Genomic DNA, 19,724 nt, shown 5'->3' on the forward strand with positions numbered 1-19,724 from the left:
TCTCGCTGTGCGATTCATGTTTTTATTGTTTAGTAAGGTCGAATTATGCTTAATACAACCCACGCTACTCGTGGTATGGCCGTTGCGCCGCATTCTTTGGCAGCGCAAGCTGCGCTGTCCGTTTTACGTAACGGAGGCAACGCGATTGAAGCGATGGTTGCTGCCGCATCGACTATTGCAGTGGTTTATCCTCATATGAACGGCATAGGTGGCGATGGATTCTGGGTAATCTCGGAACCTGGCAAACCTGTGCAGGCAATCGAAGCATGCGGCGTCGTGGGCGCCGGTGTGTCGAGAGAGTTTTATAGCAGCCGTCAATTGACCAGTATTCCGATGCGCGGTCCGATTGCAGGTAACACGATGGCTGGTACGGTTGGCGGCTGGCAGGAAGCCTTGAATATCAGCGCAACCTGGGGCGGTAAACTTCCATTGGCTCATCTGCTGCAAGACGCGATTCATTATGCTGAAGCAGGCATTCCGGTGACAGCATCGCAATACGCAAGCACAAGCGCCAAGTTCGATGAACTGGTCTTGCAGCCTGGCTTTAAAGACACCTTCCTGGTCGATGGCAAACCACCGCAGGCTGGCAGCCTCTTCAAGCAGCCGCGCATGGGCAAGACCTTGCGTACCCTGGTAGCTGATGGCCTGGATAGCTTCTATCGCGGTGCATTGGCGAAGGATATCGCTGCGGATCTGGCTGAAATCGGCAATCCGATCACACTGGAAGACTTCAATGCTTATCGTGCGCGTACCTGCGCACCGGTTCATTTGAATCATAGCCTGGCCGATATTTACAATACCGCACCACCAACACAGGGCGTGGTTTCACTGATCATTCTGGCGATCCTGGATAAACTGAATTTGAAGCAGTACCAGCAAGACAGCCCGGAATATATCCATCTGACCGTAGAGGCGACCAAGCAGGCTTTTGCCATTCGCGATCAGTATGTGGCCGATCCTGCCTACATGAAGGTGGATCCCCAGTCGCTGTTGGCGGAAGAATTCCTTGCACCCTATGTGGCGAAGATCAGCCTCGACAAGGCACTGCCGTGGGGCAAAGGAAAAGGACCTGGCGATACGATCTGGATGGGCGTCATTGACGGTGAAGGACGTGCGGTTTCCTTCATTCAAAGTATCTATCACGAGTTCGGCAGCGGCGTCGTATTGTCGCGTACCGGTATCAACTGGCAAAACCGCGGTTGCTCGTTCTCGCTGGATCCAGGCAATATCAATTCACTGGAACCTGGCAAGAAGCCATTTCACACACTCAATCCTGCACTCGCGCGTTTTAAAGATGGCCGCACGATGGTGTACGGCACGATGGGGGGCGACGGTCAGCCGCAAACACAGGCAGCGGTATTTACCCGTTACGCAGTCTTCAACCAGGCGGTACAACAGGCGGTTACTGCACCACGCTGGTTGCTCGGTCGTACCTGGGGTCAAAGTTCGGAATCGCTTAAAGTGGAAAGCCGTTTTACCGATGGTTTGATCCGTCGCTTGCGTTCATTGGGGCATGAAGTCGACGTACTGGGTGAGTTCGATGAAATGGTCGGTCACGCTGGTGCGATCGTGCGCGATCCATCGGGAGTGTTTGCCGGCGGCGCCGATCCGCGTAGCAACGGCACGGTTGCAGGATTTTAAGTAAGGATTGTTGAGGTAAGTCGCTCTTGAGCACGCTGTGGCGATTGACTGCCGCAGCGTGTTTTTTTTGCCGGATAATGTACTGGATATTGTGAGTGGTATCAGCCTGATCGTTCTAGCGCAGATACTGCATGCATTTGTGGTGCAACTGAAAAGTGGCAAGTCGATGATTCGGCTTGCCACTTTTTTATTGATAGATGGCTTACATGCCGCCCATGAACTGTAGCGTCTTTCTTGTATATTCTTCGACGTAATCAATCAGACGATCCGAGGCGTCACGTGCGGCGGCTTCGTCGTTGGCGGCAATGGCGCGTGCAATGTGCGCATGCAGTTTTGTCACGCGAGACAAATCACCAAAGCGCTTGAAGTGCAGATACCAGAAGCGGCGGGTTTGCGCTTCGATCGGGCCGATTGCATACGCCACGTATTTATTTTGTGCGGTAGCGATACACAGTGCGTTGAATTCCCTGTCTGTCTCGATGAAAATGGTGCCATCATTTTCTTCTGCTGCACGATCGAAATCTTCTGCCAGTTTCGCGAACACGCGTCGCTGGTCTTCCATTGCCAGACGCGCCGCGCGGCCGGCGATGATTTTTTCCAGCTCGCGTCTTACCTCTATCATGTTCAGTTGATCGGCCAGATCGATTTCCGAAACGATCACGCCCGAACGCGGCAGGATTTTTACGCTGCCTTCAATTGCCAGCCGTTGCAATGCTTCGCGCAACGGTGTGCGACCGAATCCCAGGGAACGATTCAGCGCTTTCTCCGATATCTTGCTGCCGGGCGGGAGTTTGAGTGTGACGATCATTTCTTCCAGGATGCGATAAGCCATCTGCGCCTGGTTTTCGCCGTTCCCTTCCATTTCAGACTGCAATGCCTGTATTTGTTCTTCTGTGATCATTCGGCCAACCTATTGAATAACGTTTCTACGCAATACTTCAGGGTAACAATTCCTGATTATACGATTCGTTTTTCCATCTACAAAAATTAGTGCGATTGGCGTTGTTTTATATCGTAAACAAAAAAACTCACGCTGAACTGCACTCAAGACTTGCCGGGCTACCGAAGGTTGATGTGATGGGGGCGTTGAAGCAATTGTGCAAGCCTCAGTGCAATGAATAATACGAGCCCGCTTTCCTGACGAGAGCGGGCTTTGTATATCGAATGATGTTTGCCACGCTGTACCTAGTAACGCGTAATACGGCCATTCTCTACCCGTACGCGATCGCCTGCGCGCAGATCGGCGACGTTCTCCATCGTGTAAGACTGATAGCCGCCATTGTCCAGCCTGACGTTGACTTGATAAAGTTGGCGCACTGGCTGATTGTTGCGTTGAATGCTGCTGCCTACCAATGCACCGCCGACTACGCCGGCTGCTGTCGCGGCGGTACGGCCGCTACCTTTGCCGACCTGATTGCCGAGCAGGCCGCCAACAACACCGCCGGCGACGGCACCGCCAACACCGACGCCGCGATTGTCAGGAGCCTGCTGTACGACCTGGATGGAATCGATCACGCCATAGTAGTTGTTATACGCTGGCGTGGAGGAGGATTGTGGATACGATTGCGGATAGCGATTCGCGCCCGGATCGGAATAGTTGGGTGAGGCGCAGCCGATGAGTGCGATTGCAGACAGCAATGCAATGGCTGAAGTGTGATGGATGTTCATGAGTACTCCTGCAGGCAAGATTCAATACAAGATCAATACTTCGAGCGTAATGTTCTCTTCTGGAGATATCTGTGCGGTAGCGTACGGAATTTTGGCTGTCGACAGGAGCTGCTGCAGGGAAAGGAGAAGAACGTAGCGAGATACTCATCCTGCTGGCAGTCTTACGACAATAAAAAATGGCGACCAAGCAAGCTTGTCGCCATTTTTATCCGTGCCTTGTCTTAGAGCGTAACGTTTACTTCGTTGTCCTGATCGATGTGCGGATCAAGGAAGCGCTCCAGACTGTCATCGAGCTCATCAAGCCAGGCTGTATGGTGTACCGGAGCCAGTGTGCCGGTGACGACCGATCGGAACGGCTTGTCGCGATAGGTGAGAATGCTCTCCTGCTTGTCGCGCAGCCATTGCTTCAACAGTTCGGCAACCTGTTCGGCTTCAAAGCCGGGGTAGTCGGTGCGATCCATCAAATCGCGCACATAGGCGGTTTGAAAATCCACGGCATCAAAGGAATTGTCCACCGCGTCTTCACGCTGCCCCCAACTCTGGATATCGGTTTTCATGCCTGTTGCATCGGGTAACTTGATGCGTCCGAGCATGATGTCGCGTGTATACCAGGCCTGTGCGTCAAACATATTGAAGGTGTAGTACTGGTCCTGCATGCCGAGATAGAACAGACGCGGATTGTTCTTCCACACCACGCCCTTGTACAGGCCGCGCGGGTACAAGCGATTGTGCGATTTCAGGCGTAACTCTTCCGGCAGGAATGCGTATTTGTGCTGGTATCCGGTGCACAGTACGACGGCATCCACATTTTTGTGCGTGCCATCCTGGAAGTGGGCAGTCTTGCCTTCAAAGCGCGTTACCAATGGCACTTCGCGTATACCCTGTGGCCACTTGAAGCCCAGCGGAGCGGAGCGATAGCTGATGGTGACAGAGCGCGCGCCATGTTTGTAGCATTGCACGCCGATGTCTTCAGCCGAGTAACTGCCGCCGACGAGTAATAAATCTTTTCCCTTGAACTGATCGGCGCCACGGAAATCATGCGCATGCATGACGGAGCCGCAGAAAGTATCCAAACCTTTGAAGTAGGGCACATTCGGTGTTGAGAAATGGCCGGTGGCGACCACCAGATAGTCGAAGGTTTCGGTGTAAGTATGTTGTTTGCTCAAGTCTTCGACTGCAACTTCAAAAGTCTGGCTGTTCTCATCAAACTTGACCCAGCGCGTGACGGTGTTGAAGCGAATGTACTGACGCAGATCGTTGCGTTTCATGCGGCCTTGTATGTAGTCAAACAATACGGCACGCGGTGGATAGGATGGAATGGGACGGCCGAAATGCTGGTCGAAGGAATAATCGGCAAACTCCAGCGCTTCTTTCGGACCGTTAGACCATAGATAGCGGTACATGCTGCCGTGCACGGGTTCGCCATGTTCATCAAGGCCGGTACGCCAACTGTAGTTCCACAAACCGCCCCAATTCGAGCGTTTCTCAAAACAGACGAGTTCTACGTCATGCTTGCTGTGGGATAGTGCAGACTCGAAGGCGCGCAATTGCGCCAATCCACTCGGTCCGGCGCCAATGATTCCAATGCGAATCGTCATAAATTTCCTTTATTCTCGTTTTTCAAAACCGGACGGCACGTTCTGGTAAAAAAGAAGTGCGCCGTAGCGAGTGTTCCCTCACAAACGCATCGTTGCTGAATCACAAGATGGTTGAGTTGTGCTGATAGAGCTGAGGAGAACGTAGACATCGGCCGATTGCTGACGCAACGGGATGCAAGGCGAGTAAGGTGCCGCAGGCAGTCTACTCGACTCCATGTGAAATGATTTCAATTGAAATCATTTCACATTAAAACATAATTGACCTTGAAATTGCAAGTAACTGCTGATATTTGATGTAATTCTTGCGTCAACTTTCTTTAAAGTTAATTATCTTTGCGATAAAAAATTAATTTCATTTTATTTTCTCGCTTTAAGACAATCACAGAGCGTGAGGCAAGATATGAGTTATTCGGGCAGGCGTGCCAGAGAATGTTGCGAGTCAGTTTGAATGAAAGCTGAGGAGGGACGCAAAGGCAATTGCTGTGTTTGCGTAAAAGATAATGACTTGGGTGTTTGGTCCCGCCGACAGGAATCGGACCTGTATCTAGCGCTTAGGAGGCACTCGTTCTATCCATTGAACTACGGCGAGACGCGCGAAAGCGAGGCATGTTGCTTACTTCCGCCCGGGATTATAGCTGACGAAAGTGCAAAGAATGGCAGGATAGGCGCCGCTATCGGTACAATGCGGACTTCATTCTCGATTTACTCTTTTTAATTGGTCGCCTGCAATCGCACGCAGACCTCACATCCTCAGGCATTTATGGCAGTCATCTCCCTCTCGAACGCGCAGCTCGCGTTCGGCCACGTCCCGTTGCTCGATAAAGCGGAATTTTCACTGGAAACCACCGAGCGCGTGGGCTTGATCGGTCGTAACGGCACCGGTAAATCGTCTTTGCTGAAAATTATCGCCGGCACGTCGAAGCTGGATGATGGCCTGTTTGTCATGCAGCAGGGTATCAAGATTGCCTACGTGGAGCAGGAACCGCATTTTTCGCAGGACATGTCGGTGTATGACGCAGTGGCGTCGGGCATGGGCGATATGCAGGCCTTGCTGACTGAATACGATGCGCTGACCGGCCAGTTCGGCGGCGATGACGACGATGCCCTGATGGAGCGCATGCACGACATTCAAGTCAAGCTGGATGCGGCCGATGCATGGAATCTGAATCACAAGGTTGAAGCGACGCTTGATCGCTTGAACCTGGTCAAGGATTCGCTGATGGGCACCTTGTCCGGCGGGATGCAGAAGCGTGTTGCGCTGGCACGCGCGCTGGTGAGTGCGCCTGATGTGTTGCTGCTCGATGAACCGACCAACCATCTGGATTTCACCTCGATTCTGTGGCTCGAAGGTTTGCTGCGCGATTACAAGGGTAGCGTGCTGTTCATTACCCATGATCGTAGTTTTCTGGATAACGTCGCGACGCGCATCATCGAACTGGATCGCGGTCGCTTGTTGTCATTCCCGGGTAACTTCAGCGCGTATCAAGTGCGCAAGGCCGAGCAACTGGAAATCGAAGAAGTCGAAAACGCCAAGTTCGATAAATTCCTCGCGCAGGAAGAAGTCTGGATACGCAAGGGTGTGCAGGCGCGCCGTACACGCGACGAAGGCCGTGTGCGGCGCCTGGAAGCATTGCGCCTGTCGCGTAGCGCGCGACGTGATCAGCAAGGTCAGGTCAAGCTGGATGTATCTTCAGGCGAGCGTTCCGGCAAGATCGTGGCCGAGATGGAAAACATCAACAAGGTCTATGGCGACAAAGTCATCGTCAAGGATTTTACTGCGACGATTCTGCGTGGCGACAAGGTCGGTCTGATCGGCTTGAACGGGGCCGGTAAAACCACGCTGCTGAAAATGATTCTCGGCGAAGAAGAGCCGGATTCAGGCACAGTCAAGCAAGGTACCAAATTGCAGATCGCATACTTCGATCAGATGCGTGCGCAATTGAATGAAGAGATGAGTCTCGCCGACACTATCGCGCCGGGTAGCGACTGGGTGGAGATCAATGGTCAGCGCAAGCACGTGATGACGTATTTGAACGACTTCCTGTTTGCACCGGAACGTGCGCGTTCACCCGTCAAATCATTGTCAGGCGGCGAACGCAATCGTCTGTTGCTGGCGCGTTTGTTTGCCAAGCCAGCCAACGTGCTGGTGCTGGATGAACCGACCAACGATCTGGATATCGATACGCTGGAACTGTTGGAAGAACTGCTGGAAGATTACGAAGGCACAGTGTTCCTCGTCAGCCATGACCGTACCTTCCTCGACAACGTCGTCACGCAAGTGATCGTTGCCGAAGGCAATGGCTTGTGGCGCGAATATATCGGCGGCTATACCGATTGGGAGCGTGTCCGTCCTGCTGCGATTCCAGCGGGTTCGCCTAAAGGCACAGGCAAGGTTGAAGTGAAAACCGAAGTTGCTGTCCCAGTGGCCAAACAGAAAAAGCTGAGCTACAAAGAGCAGCGCGAGATGGATGCGTTGCCTGTTCTGATTGCGCAACTGGAAGAAGAGCAAAAAGCGATTACGGAAAAACTGGCCGATGCCAGCATCTATACCAAGCAGGCAGATGAAGCAAAACGATTGAATCAGCGTTTTGCAGAAATCGACGGCTTGTTGCTGGAAGCGTTGGAGAAGTGGGAAACCATAGAGGCGCGCGCCAAGGCGTAATACGTGTAACTGCCGTTCCTGCCAGAGCAGGAGCGGCAGTTTAATTCAAACGACCGATTGCATCTCTCAAATCAGGCAATCTGGCGCGCAATTCTGCTGCATCCATCGCGTACGGACGTTGCTCCAGATACGCTTCAATATCCTGCACCGCAGCTAGCGGGCATTCCAGATTGGCATACGCCAGACCACGATCGCGCCGCTCGGTAATGTCACGCGGCAGCAAAATCAATAATCTTTCCTGTACTTCGAGCAAACGCTGCCAATGTTCCTGCTGCATGAACAGCAGTTTCAGATTGCGCAGCATGCGTACCAGAATATCGCGCGGACTAGCCGCGTCCAGATAGGTATTGAACTGAAAATCATCGGGGAAATCCTGCTGCAGGATATACGGTTCTACGCGCTCTTCCAGTTCTTCGCGCGACAGGCTGGAGCCGTTGAACGGATCGAGTACCACCTGGCCTGATTGCACCGACAGCTTCATCAGAAAATGGCCGGGGAAGGAAATGCCCTGAACCTCCAGGTCGATCTGCTGTGCCAATTCCATATATAAAATTGCGAGCGAAATCGGAATGCCGCGTCGCGTGCTGATGACGCGATGCAAATAGCTGTTATCGGGATTGTAGTAATCGTTGACGTTGCCGCTGAAGCCAAGCTCATTGTAAAAATAATGATTCAGCATGCGCAGCTTTTGCAGATGCGACGCATCGTCGGGCAGGCGCTGTTTGAGTTTGGCGGCCAGCGTGTCGACTTCTTCTTCCAGTGCCGCCAGATCGAGATCGGGGTCGGCATCCTGTGCAATCGCCAACGCAGCTTCAAATAAGGGAATGCTGTCGTCTTGCTGCACCAGCGTGGAAAAGTATTCGAGAGTATTGATCGTCATATGCCTCCATCATAGCGAGGATGCCGCGAACGTGCAGCAGCACGTTCAAGTTGTCGCGATCAGTTTGCTATCCGTTTGAAATCGCGAAAGCGAAATCCCATTGCCAGCAATGCGCCGAAATAGCTGATACCGCATGCCGCCAACACCACCAGCAATGCGCCTACGCGCAGCAACGGAGATGCACGCAATGCCATCCAGTCGAAATACCCCGAAACCCACAAGGCAACGCCGGCCATCAGGAATAGTGCACCCACCAGCCGAACGAAGAATGTACGCCAACCGGGCAAGGCCGAATAAATTCCGCGCCGCTTCAAGCCCCAATACAGGAAGCCCGCATTCAAGCATGCACCCAAACCGATCGATAGCGCTAGTCCCGCATGCGCAATCCACGGCACAAAAATCAGATTCATTAATTGTGTTGCAATCAATACACCTATCGCAATTTTGACCGGGGTTTTGATGTTTTGTTGCGCATAAAATCCGGGTGCGAGTATTTTCACCAGAATCAGGCCGATCAGGCCGACGCCGTATGCAATTAGTGCTCTTGACGTCATGGCGACCGATTGCGCATCGAATTTACCGTAATGAAACAGCGTTGCCGTCAATGGTTCGGAAATCGTTGCCAGGCCGACTGCGCAAGGCAGGGCGAGCAGGAAGGTCAGACGCAAGCCCCAATCCAGCAGCGATGAATACTCGGCCGTGTTGCCCTCGAAATTCGCCTTCGACAGGCTGGGCAGCAGGATAGTCCCTAGCGCAACACCTAACAGGGCCGTCGGGAACTCCATCAATCTATCGGCGTACGAGAGCCAGGACACGCTGCCGCTTTGCAGTCGCGAGGCAATATTTGTGTTGATCATCAAACTGATTTGCGCCGCCGAGACGGCAAATACCGCCGGCCCCATTTTGCGCAAGACCTTGCGTACACCGGCATCGCCCAGGCTGGCGAACGGATTTTTTGAAATACGCGGCAGCATGCCGATTTTCATCAGCGCGGGAATCTGGATCGCCATTTGCAGAATGCCGCCGACCACGACGCCAATTGCCATCGCATAAATGGGTGTATGCAGGTAAGGCGCGAGAAAAAGCGTGGCGATAATGAATGACAGATTCAGCAGAACGGGAGTGAAAGCGGGAATCTTGAATTCGCGCCAGGTATTCAGAATGCCGCCACTGAGCGCCACAAATGACATGAAACCGATGTAGGGGAACATCACGCGTGTCATCCAGACCGAGGTGTCGAATATGGTGGCGTCGGCCTTGAGCCCGGTTGCAATCAGATAGACGATGAAAGGAGAGGCTGTAATCCCGATCACGCATGTCAGTAGCATGGTCCAGATCAAAACAGTGGCGACATGATCGACCAGGCTTTTGGTTGCTTCTTCGCCTTTCTGGCTCTTGTATTCCGCCAGAATCGGCACGAAAGCCTGTGAAAAGGCGCCTTCGGCAAACAGGCGGCGCAGCAGATTGGGAATGCGAAAAGCAATATTGAACGCATCGGTATAGGCGGATGCGCCGAATGCACGGGCAAACAGGATCTCGCGGATCAATCCTGTCACACGAGAAACCATCGTCATGCCGGATACTGCCGCGAGCGTTTTGTGCAAGTTCATGGAGCGGGATTATAGCTGGTCGGCAGGCAACGATGGCAGCCGGATTTCGAGGAGGAGCCTTGTGACTGATGCGGATTGCATGTTTGCCTCAAGGCAATGAGACAGCGTCAGCGTACATTTTTAAATGGCAAAATAACATCTTTTTTGTAATGAAGGCATCTTGCCTTTACAATATTGCCAGTTGCATTGGTGCCACTTGTTGCAACAAGCTTTGAGGCGTGTCAGCATCTATTTGCCTGATTCGCAAAATGCCGCTATAATCCGAGGCTTCACAGAATTCTGTCTCACTAATGCGTGTTTGCGAATGCGCGTCGACCCTGTTTTAGGAAATAATATTCATGGCAAATACCGCACAAGCACGCAAACGCGCTCGTCAAGCAGTCAAACAAAACGCTCACAATTCGAGCCAGCGTTCGACCTTGCGTACCGCAGTCAAGGCAGTTCGCAAAGCAATCGAAGCTGGCGACAAAACTGCAGCAGCTCAGGTTTTCCTGGCTTCTGTTTCGACGATCGATCGTATCGCCGACAAAAAGATCATCCACAAAAACAAGGCAGCACGTCATAAAAGCCGCCTCGCAGCTGCTTTGAAAGCGCTGGCTTAAGCAAATCCTTATCGCTGCTGCAATGCAGCGATAAGTAATAAAAACCCCGCATGATGAAAATCATGCGGGGTTTTTATATTTGTGCGGCCATTCTAAAAGCATCCTGCAAGCGTTGGTGTTTCTTGCTGCTTATCTTCTTTGCGGCAAGCCATCAATCGTGCTGCCCGGCTTGATGTTCTTTTGCTTGAACCAGCCTTCGTTCATTTCCAGCGCATAACGCACCGGTTTTTTGGAGCAGTGCGACTCCAGGCTTTGCGGTTTCATATTCTCGATATTCACGATCTTGCCGTCGTCATCAATAAAGGCGACGGAGAGCGGGATCAGGGTGTTCTTCATCCACATGCAAACCCCGGCCGGCGCCCCGAAGAGAAAGATCATCCCTTCGTTTTGCGCCATGCTTTCGCGGAACATCAAACCTTGCTGGCGTTCTGCTTCGGTCGCTACTACTTCGGCCTTGATTACATGCATGCCGGTAGTGAGGGGAATAGTCGGGAATTTCTGGCCCGGCTGCGCCCATGCTGTGCTGGCAGAAAAGATCGCGACGAGTCCGATAACCGCGGCGCAAGTGGAAAGGGATTTATTCATGAGTCATGTCTGGGTAAGTGGCAAGGATGCAGCACGAGTGTAATGGAAAAAATAAAGCAGGCGTTTGTGCGTCTGAAAAATCGGCGTTCAGAAGTGTGGCATCTGACCCTAAAGACCTAATTCTGCTGCGGAAACTTCACGCCATTCGCCCGGCAACAGCGGATGCGACTGCAGGGAAATCGGGCCGATCGCAATCCGTATCAGTCGCAAGGTGGGAAGACCGACCGCACCAGTCATGCGGCGCACCTGCCGGTTTTTACCTTCTGCCAGTGTGATTGCGAGCCAGCTGGTTGGCACCTGGGCGCGCTCGCGTATTGGCGGATTACGAGGCCATAGCCAATCGGGTTCCTGTACCCGTTTTACTTCGCAACCCTGGGTAGTGAAATCACCCAGATTCAGCGGTGCGCGCAATCGCGCCAGTGCTTCGGCTTGCGGAATACCTTCCACCTGCACCAGATAGGTTTTGGTCTGTTTGTGATCGGGGTGGCTGATCGCATGCTGCAGTTTGCCGTTATCCGTCAGCAGCAATAAGCCTTCGCTATCTGCATCAAGTCGTCCTGCAGGATAAATGTCGGGAATATCCAGATAATCGGCCAGCGATGCGCGTGTCGGATGCGGTGAAAATTGGCACATTACCTGGAAGGGTTTGTTGAACAGAATCAGCGACATGGTGGATGGTTTTATTGAAAGTGCATCGTCGCCACCGGAAGTGGGTGACGAACGGCGATGAAGTGGAATCTTAAAGAGATTTTGCAAGATGCGATATCAAAACCGGCGTGTTGATCTCGGTATCAAGCTGGTTGGTCGCGCAGGTGGTACGCCTAAAATACGCCGGCAAGGATGACGTCAATTTGGATTTTATTCTCTCAGCCGAGATAGATGTTGTGTCACATAGCGTCGCTAGAGGTGGAAGATTTGATCATTAGTACGATGGAAAAATCGATTTGCGATTTCGCAGCTTGATGGATGGTGCGTCCCAGATGTCGGCGTTTACATTCGCTCAGGAAATGATCGCCAATATGCAGAAAACGTAAGCAATTCCCGGTCTGGTCCAGTCACGTTTACAGCCAGCCTTGTGTCGATTTTTGTTTTTCTTGCAATAAAAAACCCCCGCCTGAGCGGGGGTTTTTATGAAGCTCCTTGAATTAAGGAGCTTGAATGTTAGAAGCTTGCTTGCCTTTAGGGCCTTGCGTGACTTCGAACTGGACTTTTTGACCTTCTTTGAGAGTCTTGAAGCCGTTCATCTGGATTGCGGAAAAGTGCGCAAACAAATCTTCACCGCCGTCATCTGGGGTGATAAAGCCGAAGCCTTTAGAATCGTTGAACCACTTGACTGTACCTGTTGCCATAAAAAGCGTCTTTCTATATAGACTTAATCACACGAGCCGCAAAAGAAAGAAGCCTCGACTACCGTTGCCCCTCCTAAAACCTGCTCACTTCATATTGACAGCTAATGTTGTCAAGCATGTCAATAAGATTCATTCTTTACGTAAAAAATATAAAAGTCAAGATTTTTGGCGGTGGTGTTGTATGTTTATTTGAGGGGCTTAAAACATGCGCTCTTGAATTCCTGTATTTGATCGTCATCTGCGTCTTCAGAGGAAAACGCGTAAGATTAAATTTTATTTGTATCCCTGTTCTTCTGGGCATTGTGCACACGGTCGAACGTATTAGAATAGACCTATGGCAATTAAGCATGATGATGGTACGGTCCTTGTGCGGCAAGAGCAAAAACTCAAGCCGCCGTCTATGTATCAGGTGTTATTGCTGAATGATGATTACACGCCGATGGAATTCGTCGTGATGATTCTTCAGGAATACTTTAGTAAAGATCGTGAGACAGCGACGCAAATCATGCTCATGGTTCACCGCGACGGAAAGGGTATTTGTGGCGTGTATCCGAAGGATATTGCGTCTACGAAAGTTGAGCTGGTTTTGAACCACGCCCGGAAAGCAGGGCACCCCCTGCAGTGCGTGATGGAGGAAGTATGATTGCGCAGGAATTAGAAGTCAGTTTGCATATGGCGTTTGTCGAAGCAAGACAAGCGCGCCATGAATTCATTACCGTCGAGCACCTGCTCCTGGCCCTGCTGGATAATCCTTCGGCAGCCGAAGTGTTGCGTGCCTGTGCGGTCAACATCGATGATCTGCGGAAAACGCTGACTAACTTCATAGGTGACAATACCCCTACGGTACCTGGCGCGACGGAAGTCGATACCCAGCCTACACTTGGTTTTCAGCGCGTGATTCAGCGTGCGATCATGCACGTCCAATCCGCCTCTAACGGCAAGAAGGAAGTAACTGGCGCGAATGTGCTGGTTGCCATTTTCGGCGAGAAGGATTCGCATGCCGTTTATTATTTGCATCAGCAAGGTGTCACGCGTCTTGATGTGGTGAATTTCATTTCCCACGGCGTGCGCAAGGATCAGCAAATCGATGTGCAGAAAAGCTCTGAAGGTGCAGAAGACGTGTCTTCTGCAGAAGGCCAGCAAAAAGAAAGTGCACTTGATCAGTTCACACAGAACCTGAACAAGCTTGCCACCGAAGGCAAGATCGATCCTTTGATCGGCCGCGAAGGTGAAGTCGAGCGTGTGATTCAAACCTTGTGCCGTCGCCGCAAGAACAATCCATTGCTGGTGGGTGAGGCGGGCGTGGGCAAGACCGCGATTGCGGAAGGGCTCGCATGGCGCATCACGCAAGGCGATGTACCGGAAGTATTGCAAAACGCGGTTGTCTATTCGCTCGATATGGGTGCGCTGCTGGCTGGTACGAAGTATCGCGGCGACTTTGAGCAGCGCTTGAAAGCGGTGCTGAAACAGTTGAAAGACAATCCCAACGGGATACTTTTCATCGATGAAATCCACACCATCATCGGTGCCGGTTCGGCATCGGGCGGTACGCTGGACGCATCCAACTTGCTCAAGCCGGCTCTGTCAAATGGCCAGTTGAAGTGCATCGGTGCGACCACGTTTACCGAGTTCCGTGGCGTGTTCGAGAAAGATCACGCCTTGTCGCGTCGTTTCCAGAAGATCGATGTGAACGAGCCTACGGTAGAACAAACCATACAAATTCTGCGTGGCTTGAAATCCCGTTTTGAAGAGCATCATGGCGTCAAGTATTCATCTTCGGCCCTGACCTCGGCAGCCGAGTTGGCGGCACGCTTCATTAATGATCGTCATTTGCCGGACAAGGCGATTGACGTGATCGATGAAGCTGGTGCGGCACAACGCATCCTGCCGAAGTCGAAGCAGAAAAAAACCATAGGCAAAGCCGAGATCGAAGACATCATTTCGAAGATCGCACGCATTCCTGCGCAAACGGTTAATCAGGATGACCGCTCCAAGCTGCAGACGATTGATCGCGATTTGAAAAATGTCGTGTTCGGTCAGGATCCCGCACTGGAAGCATTGGGTTCGGCCATCAAGGTGGCGCGTGCCGGTCTGGGTAAAACCGACAAGCCGATTGGCTCCTTCCTGTTCTCCGGTCCTACCGGCGTCGGTAAAACCGAGGCAGCCAAACAGCTGGCGTTTATTCTCGGTATCGAACTGATTCGTTTCGATATGTCGGAATACATGGAGCGCCATGCGGTCAGCCGTTTGATCGGTGCACCACCGGGTTATGTCGGTTTCGATCAGGGCGGTTTGCTGACGGAAGCGATCACCAAAAAACCGCATGCGGTTCTGCTGCTGGATGAAATTGAAAAAGCGCATCCGGACATTTTCAATATCCTGTTGCAAGTGATGGATCATGGCACCTTGACGGATAACAATGGTCGCAAGGCGGACTTCCGCAATGTAATCATTATCATGACGACGAATGCCGGTGCCGAGAGTCTGCAAAAACGTTCGATTGGTTTTACCGACAAGAAGGAAGCGGGCGACGAGATGGCGGATATCAAGCGCATGTTTACGCCTGAGTTCCGCAATCGTCTGGATGCCATCATCAGCTTCCGTGCACTGGATGAAGAAATCATCCTGCGCGTGGTCGATAAATTCCTGATGCAGCTGGAAGAGCAATTGCACGAGAAAAAAGTGGAAGCGATCTTCACCGATAATCTTCGTACTTTCCTCGCCAGAAAAGGCTTTGATCCATTGATGGGCGCGCGTCCGATGTCACGCCTGATTCAAGACATGATACGCAAGGCGCTGGCTGACGAATTGCTGTTCGGTCGTCTGGTGACGGGCGGCAAGGTGACGGTTGATCTGGATGAGAAGGACCAGATCAAGCTGGATTTCAGCGAGGGCGATACGGCGCCACCTGCAGCAGCTCAGGAAACGATTGAAGTTGAATAAGACTTCTGCGTGACCCAATAAAAAGCCCGAACCATGATGTGGTTCGGGCTTTTTCAATTGGGCCGGAAATTATTCCGGCCATGATGGGTTAATGCATTGCAGGCTGCTATCGATGCTTCTTATGCCGGAGAACGCAGTGCGGTTGCGCATTCCCGTATCAGGGCCGGACCGCGATAAATCAAGCCGGTATATAGCTGCACCAGCGATGCGCCGGCGGCTATCTTGGCCTGTGCATCCACACCGGACAAAACCCCACCCACACCGATGATAGGCAGGGCGTCGCCCAGCTCTGCTTTCAGCGCGCGGATCACGGTATTCGACGATTCGAAAACAGGAGCGCCTGACAGGCCGCCGGTTTCTTCTGCGTGTTTCATGCCCTTTACCGCTTCGCGGCTGATCGTGGTGTTGGTGGCGATGACGCCATCCATCTTGTGCCGTAACAGCGCTTGCGCGATGGTCTGGATTTGTTCTGTATCGATATCCGGTGCAATCTTCAAGGCAATCGGGACGTAACGCTGATGTTGATCTGCAAGCCTCTGTTGCGCTTGTTTCAGTTGCGCCAGCAGCGCATCGAGTTCCGATGCGCCTTGCAGTTGTCGCAGGTTTTTAGTATTCGGCGACGAGATGTTGACGGTGACATAGCTGGCGTATGGATATACCTTTTCCAGGCAAATCAGATAATCGTCCACTGCGCGCTCGATAGGCGTGTCTGCATTCTTGCCGATATTTAATCCGAGTATGCCTTCCTTGTTCTGATAAAACTGCGATGCCTGGACGTTGGAGACAAAGGCGTCGACGCCGCCATTGTTGAATCCCATTCGATTGATGATGGCGTTTGCTTGCGGCAGACGAAACATGCGCGGCAAAGGATTGCCCGGTTGGGCGCGCGGCGTCACGGTGCCGACCTCGATAAAGCCGAAGCCCAGCGTCGCCAGGCCATCGATATAAGAGCCATCCTTGTCCAGTCCGGCTGCCAGGCCGACCGGATTAGGGAAGGTAATGCCCATTACGGTGCGTGGATCGTGTGCCGGCTTGGCGAGCGCAGATGTCCATCCCAGCGACGCAGCACGACGCAAGGCGGGCAGGGTGAGGTTGTGCGCGGCTTCCGGATCGATGGCAAATAAAAAGGGGCGGGCAAGGGCGTAGAGGAGTTTTTCGGACACGGTAGCAATCAGGTTGGTGAGTCAAAGACGGCTGGGCCGACCGCAATATGTGCGGTCGGTTTTGCATCGCGCATTTTAACGTGAGATGCGGACGCGGCCTAGGATAGTGCCTGCCATTCGCCTTGTCGCAGCGCTTCCAGTGGCTGGAAATTTTTCTTGTATGACATCTTCGGGCTTTCCTCTATCCAGTAGCCGAGATAGACGTACGGTATTTGTAATGCCCTGGCTTGCTCGATTTGCCACAGTACGTTGTAGGTGCCGTAGGAGGTGTTTGCTACGTCAGGGTCGTAAAAAGTATAGACCGACGACAGGCCGTCATCCAGCACGTCAATGATGCTGACCATGCGCAGAGTGCCATCGTCTTCACGGAATTCCACCAGCCGGGTATTTACTTTGCTCTGCAGCAGGAATTGTGCGTACTGTTCGCGACTATCCTGATCCATGCCGCCACCAGCATGGCGGGCTGCCTGATAACGCAGATAGAGATCGTAATGTTCGGCCAGATAAACGAGTTTGGTCACCGAGGTTTGCAGGTCGCTGTGCCGGGTTTGCGCCCGCCGTTGACTGCGATTGGGCATGAATTGATCGACCACGATGCGCACCGGTGTACATGCCTGGCAGCCATCGCAGTAAGGGCGATAGGTAAAAATTCCGCTACGACGAAAGCCGTTCTTGACCAGTTCGCTGTAGACGTCGGCGTTGATCAAATGCGCAGGAGTGGCAACTTGCGAGCGCGCCTGGCGGTCATCCAGATAGCTGCACGGGTAAGGGGCCGTGGCATAGAACTGCAGCGTGGAAAACGGAAGTTCTTTAGGGTGCGTCATGATTGCTGGCTTGGGCGGATTCGACGACTATATTTATATCAGACAGACGCTGCCGTGTAAGCAGATTTCTAATTGACTTCAAACATGGGAATTGGTTTCCAGTCCATGATTTGCGGCGCCTCGACGGCTTGCCGCAAAAGGGAAATAAATTCCGTGCGCGCAATCGGCCTTGCGCCAAGCGATGCCAGATGAGCTGTCTGCTGCTGACAGTCTATCATCGAAACTCCGTGACTTTCCAGGAAGCGCACGAGATAGGCCAGGGCTATTTTTGAGGCATCGGTGACGCGTGTGAACATGGATTCGCCGTAAAACATGTTGCCGATACTGACGCCGTATGCGCCGCCAACCAGCTCGTCATCCAGCCACAGTTCGGATGAATGCGCATAACCAAGACGATGCAGGCTGGTATAGCCGGCGATGATGTCGTCCGATATCCAGGTGCCAGCCTCGCCGTTGCGTGGTTCCGCACAGGCCCGCATGACGTCTGCAAACGCATGATCGAAACGAATTTGCCAGCGGCCGTTGGCAGCCATGCTGCGATCAATTTTCTTCAGGGTCTTTTTCAGGCTGGCGGAGATTTTGAAATCCTGGATGAAGAGCACCATGCGCGGATCGGTGCTCCACCACAAAATCGGCTGACCTTCGGAGAACCACGGAAATATGCCGTTTTGATAAGCCAGCAGCAGGCGTTCAGTAGAAAGATCTGCGCCAGCGGCCAGCAAACCGGCTGCCCCATCGGCCTCGGTGAGCGCGCTGGACACATCGGGGAAGGGATCGTCTGCTTCCAGCCACGGAATCATCGCATGTCCCTGTTTTGGTTCGTTATTGTGTGCATTCTTGGTGCGCAATGTCTGAGTTTTCCAGATTGCAAAAAATTACCCTTTAAAATCATGCACTTGAAAAAATCACCAAAATGGAATGATTTTTGCTCTTGTGGTGCACTTACTTTACTTGTCTGCACACTAATCGGGAGGTTTTGCATGGATGCACTTAAACATGGCACTGACGCATTATTCATCATGCTCGGTGCGATTATGGTTTTAGCCATGCACGCAGGTTTTGCCTTCCTTGAACTTGGGACGGTGCGCAAGAAAAATCAAGTCAATGCACTGGTCAAAATATTAGTCGATTTTGCAGTATCGACGATTGCCTATTTTTTCGTCGGCTACAGCGTTGCATACGGCGTCAGTTTTTTCGGTAGCGCCGAAGTGCTGACGCAGCGTAATGGCTTCGAGCTGGTCAAGTTTTTCTTCCTGCTGACATTTGCGGCAGCTATTCCTGCCATCATTTCCGGCGGTATTGCCGAGCGTGCGCGTTTTCATCCGCAACTGCTGGCGACGGCGCTGATTGTAGGACTGATTTATCCGCTGTTTGAAGGGATCGCATGGAATCAGCATTTCGGCGTGCAGGCATGGCTGCAGGCGACGTTTGGCGCAAATTTCCATGATTTTGCCGGCTCGGTTGTCGTGCACGCGGTCGGTGGATGGATCGCCTTGCCGGCAGTGCTGCTGCTGGGCGCACGGCGCGGACGTTATACGAAAGAAGGTGGAATTGCGGCGCATCCGCCTTCCAGCATTCCCTTTCTGGCATTGGGCGCATGGATACTCACGGTTGGCTGGTTCGGTTTCAATGTGATGAGTGCGCAAACGATGGAGCAGATGAATGGTCTGGTTGCCGTCAACTCATTGATGGCAATGGTGGGTGGCACGTTGGCCGCGTTTCTGGCGGGGAAAAACGATCCCGGTTATGTGCATAACGGTCCGCTTGCGGGTCTGGTTGCCGTATGCGCGGGCTCCAACATCATGCATCCGCTGGGCGCTCTTGTTACGGGGGCAATTGCCGGCTTCGTCTTTGTCGGCATGTTCAGCCTGACGCAAAACAAATGGAAAATCGATGATGTACTGGGCGTCTGGCCTTTGCATGGCTTGTGCGGCGCGTGGGGCGGTTTGGCAGCCGGGATTTTCGGCCTGAAGGCATTGGGCGGTTTGGGTGGCGTATCGTTCATGTCGCAATTGTTCGGCACGGTGCTGGGAATCGCGATTGCCTTGATAGGCGGTACGCTGATTTACGGTGTGCTGAAATTGACGATGGGCCTTCGGCTGGATGCAGAGCAGGAATTCAATGGCGCAGATTTGTCGATACACAATGTCAGTGCGACGCCGGAGCGTGAAACTTACTGGTGACGTATTGCTGATGCGG

At 52.6% G+C, this 19,724-nt stretch carries 17 protein-coding genes and 1 tRNA gene; 6 read left to right on the forward strand and 12 right to left on the reverse strand.

The genetic code is table 11. The features are described 5' to 3' along the window. Nucleotides 1-45 precede the first annotated feature (45 nt). Nucleotides 46-1,641: a gamma-glutamyltransferase family protein gene (locus ABWP27_RS02145; protein ID WP_353152938.1), complete on the forward strand. Its 1,596-nt coding sequence runs from the start codon at nt 46-48 to the stop codon at nt 1,639-1,641. Nucleotides 1,642-1,843: 202 nt separating this feature from the next. On the opposite strand, the gene ABWP27_RS02150 is transcribed toward ABWP27_RS02145, so the two are convergent. The 4 genes from ABWP27_RS02150 to ABWP27_RS02165 all read right to left on the reverse strand — a co-directional run bounded on the left by ABWP27_RS02150 (nt 1,844) and on the right by ABWP27_RS02165 (nt 5,496). Further along, nucleotides 1,844-2,542, reverse strand: coding sequence for a GntR family transcriptional regulator (locus tag ABWP27_RS02150; RefSeq protein WP_353152940.1), 699 nt, complete (start codon nt 2,540-2,542; stop codon nt 1,844-1,846). 284 nt (nt 2,543-2,826) lie between these two features. After that, nucleotides 2,827-3,309 (reverse strand): outer membrane lipoprotein, encoded by a 483-nt coding sequence (locus ABWP27_RS02155; RefSeq protein ID WP_353152942.1) that lies wholly within the window; start codon nt 3,307-3,309, stop codon nt 2,827-2,829. Between the two features lie 221 nt (nt 3,310-3,530). Further along, nucleotides 3,531-4,907 carry a trimethylamine monooxygenase gene (locus ABWP27_RS02160; RefSeq protein ID WP_353152944.1) on the reverse strand — a complete coding sequence of 459 codons (1,377 nt, stop codon included), beginning with the start codon at nt 4,905-4,907 and terminating at the stop codon, nt 3,531-3,533. A gap of 514 nt (nt 4,908-5,421) precedes the next feature. Further along, nucleotides 5,422-5,496 (reverse strand) — tRNA-Arg (locus tag ABWP27_RS02165). A 171-nt stretch (nt 5,497-5,667) separates the two neighbouring features. Here ABWP27_RS02165 and ABWP27_RS02170 point away from each other — a divergent pair. Beyond that, nucleotides 5,668-7,569, forward strand: coding sequence for an ATP-binding cassette domain-containing protein (locus ABWP27_RS02170; protein WP_353152946.1), 1,902 nt, complete (start codon nt 5,668-5,670; stop codon nt 7,567-7,569). Nucleotides 7,570-7,609: 40 nt separating this feature from the next. Here the strand turns inward: ABWP27_RS02170 and ABWP27_RS02175 are convergent, their stop codons facing one another. Beyond that, on the reverse strand, nt 7,610-8,449 hold the full coding sequence (locus ABWP27_RS02175; RefSeq protein WP_353152948.1) for a SirB1 family protein: 840 nt from the start codon (nt 8,447-8,449) through the stop codon (nt 7,610-7,612). A 59-nt stretch (nt 8,450-8,508) separates the two neighbouring features. Beyond that, the gene (gene murJ / locus ABWP27_RS02180; RefSeq protein WP_353152950.1) at nt 8,509-10,059 is read right to left on the reverse strand and encodes a murein biosynthesis integral membrane protein MurJ; all 1,551 of its coding nucleotides are present in this window, start codon (nt 10,057-10,059) and stop codon (nt 8,509-8,511) included. Between the two features lie 338 nt (nt 10,060-10,397). Between murJ and rpsT the strand changes: the two genes are divergently transcribed. Next, nucleotides 10,398-10,661 (forward strand): 30S ribosomal protein S20, encoded by a 264-nt coding sequence (rpsT, locus tag ABWP27_RS02185; RefSeq protein ID WP_011871840.1) that lies wholly within the window; start codon nt 10,398-10,400, stop codon nt 10,659-10,661. Between the two features lie 129 nt (nt 10,662-10,790). On the opposite strand, the gene ABWP27_RS02190 is transcribed toward rpsT, so the two are convergent. From ABWP27_RS02190 to cspE, 3 genes are all read right to left on the reverse strand, one after another. Further along, the gene (locus tag ABWP27_RS02190; protein ID WP_353152952.1) at nt 10,791-11,246 is read right to left on the reverse strand and encodes a DUF192 domain-containing protein; all 456 of its coding nucleotides are present in this window, start codon (nt 11,244-11,246) and stop codon (nt 10,791-10,793) included. Nucleotides 11,247-11,354: 108 nt separating this feature from the next. Then, on the reverse strand, nt 11,355-11,915 hold the full coding sequence (locus tag ABWP27_RS02195) for a pseudouridine synthase (RefSeq protein WP_353152954.1): 561 nt from the start codon (nt 11,913-11,915) through the stop codon (nt 11,355-11,357). A gap of 476 nt (nt 11,916-12,391) precedes the next feature. After that, the gene (cspE, locus tag ABWP27_RS02200; protein WP_009665919.1) at nt 12,392-12,595 is read right to left on the reverse strand and encodes a transcription antiterminator/RNA stability regulator CspE; all 204 of its coding nucleotides are present in this window, start codon (nt 12,593-12,595) and stop codon (nt 12,392-12,394) included. A gap of 334 nt (nt 12,596-12,929) precedes the next feature. On the opposite strand from cspE, the gene clpS reads away from it, so the two are divergent. Together clpS and clpA are read left to right on the forward strand one after the other, a co-directional pair. Beyond that, complete coding sequence (clpS, locus tag ABWP27_RS02205) at nt 12,930-13,238, forward strand: ATP-dependent Clp protease adapter ClpS (RefSeq protein WP_353152957.1); 309 nt, start codon at nt 12,930-12,932, stop codon at nt 13,236-13,238. Continuing rightward, entirely contained in the window at nt 13,235-15,538 is a 2,304-nt protein-coding gene (clpA, locus tag ABWP27_RS02210) for an ATP-dependent Clp protease ATP-binding subunit ClpA (RefSeq protein WP_353152959.1), read from the forward strand. Before clpS ends, clpA begins: the two co-directional genes overlap by 4 nt. Before the next feature lie 119 nt (nt 15,539-15,657). Here clpA and ABWP27_RS02215 read toward each other — a convergent pair whose 3' ends face one another. From ABWP27_RS02215 to aat, 3 genes are all read right to left on the reverse strand, one after another. Then, nucleotides 15,658-16,701, reverse strand: a complete 1,044-nt coding sequence (locus ABWP27_RS02215) for a quinone-dependent dihydroorotate dehydrogenase (RefSeq protein ID WP_353152961.1) — start codon at nt 16,699-16,701, stop codon at nt 15,658-15,660. A gap of 98 nt (nt 16,702-16,799) precedes the next feature. After that, nucleotides 16,800-17,525, reverse strand: coding sequence for an arginyltransferase (locus ABWP27_RS02220; RefSeq protein ID WP_353152963.1), 726 nt, complete (start codon nt 17,523-17,525; stop codon nt 16,800-16,802). Between the two features lie 68 nt (nt 17,526-17,593). After that, a complete protein-coding gene (aat, locus tag ABWP27_RS02225; RefSeq protein ID WP_353152979.1) occupies nt 17,594-18,325 on the reverse strand; it encodes a leucyl/phenylalanyl-tRNA--protein transferase in 732 nt (243 codons plus the stop codon). Nucleotides 18,326-18,505: 180 nt separating this feature from the next. Between aat and ABWP27_RS02230 the strand changes: the two genes are divergently transcribed. After that, a complete protein-coding gene (locus ABWP27_RS02230) occupies nt 18,506-19,708 on the forward strand; it encodes an ammonium transporter (protein WP_353152965.1) in 1,203 nt (400 codons plus the stop codon). The last annotated feature ends 16 nt before the right edge of the window (nt 19,709-19,724 follow it).

Source organism: Herminiimonas fonticola (assembly GCF_040395855.1).
GTDB lineage: Bacteria > Pseudomonadota > Gammaproteobacteria > Burkholderiales > Burkholderiaceae_D > Oxalicibacterium > Oxalicibacterium fonticola_A.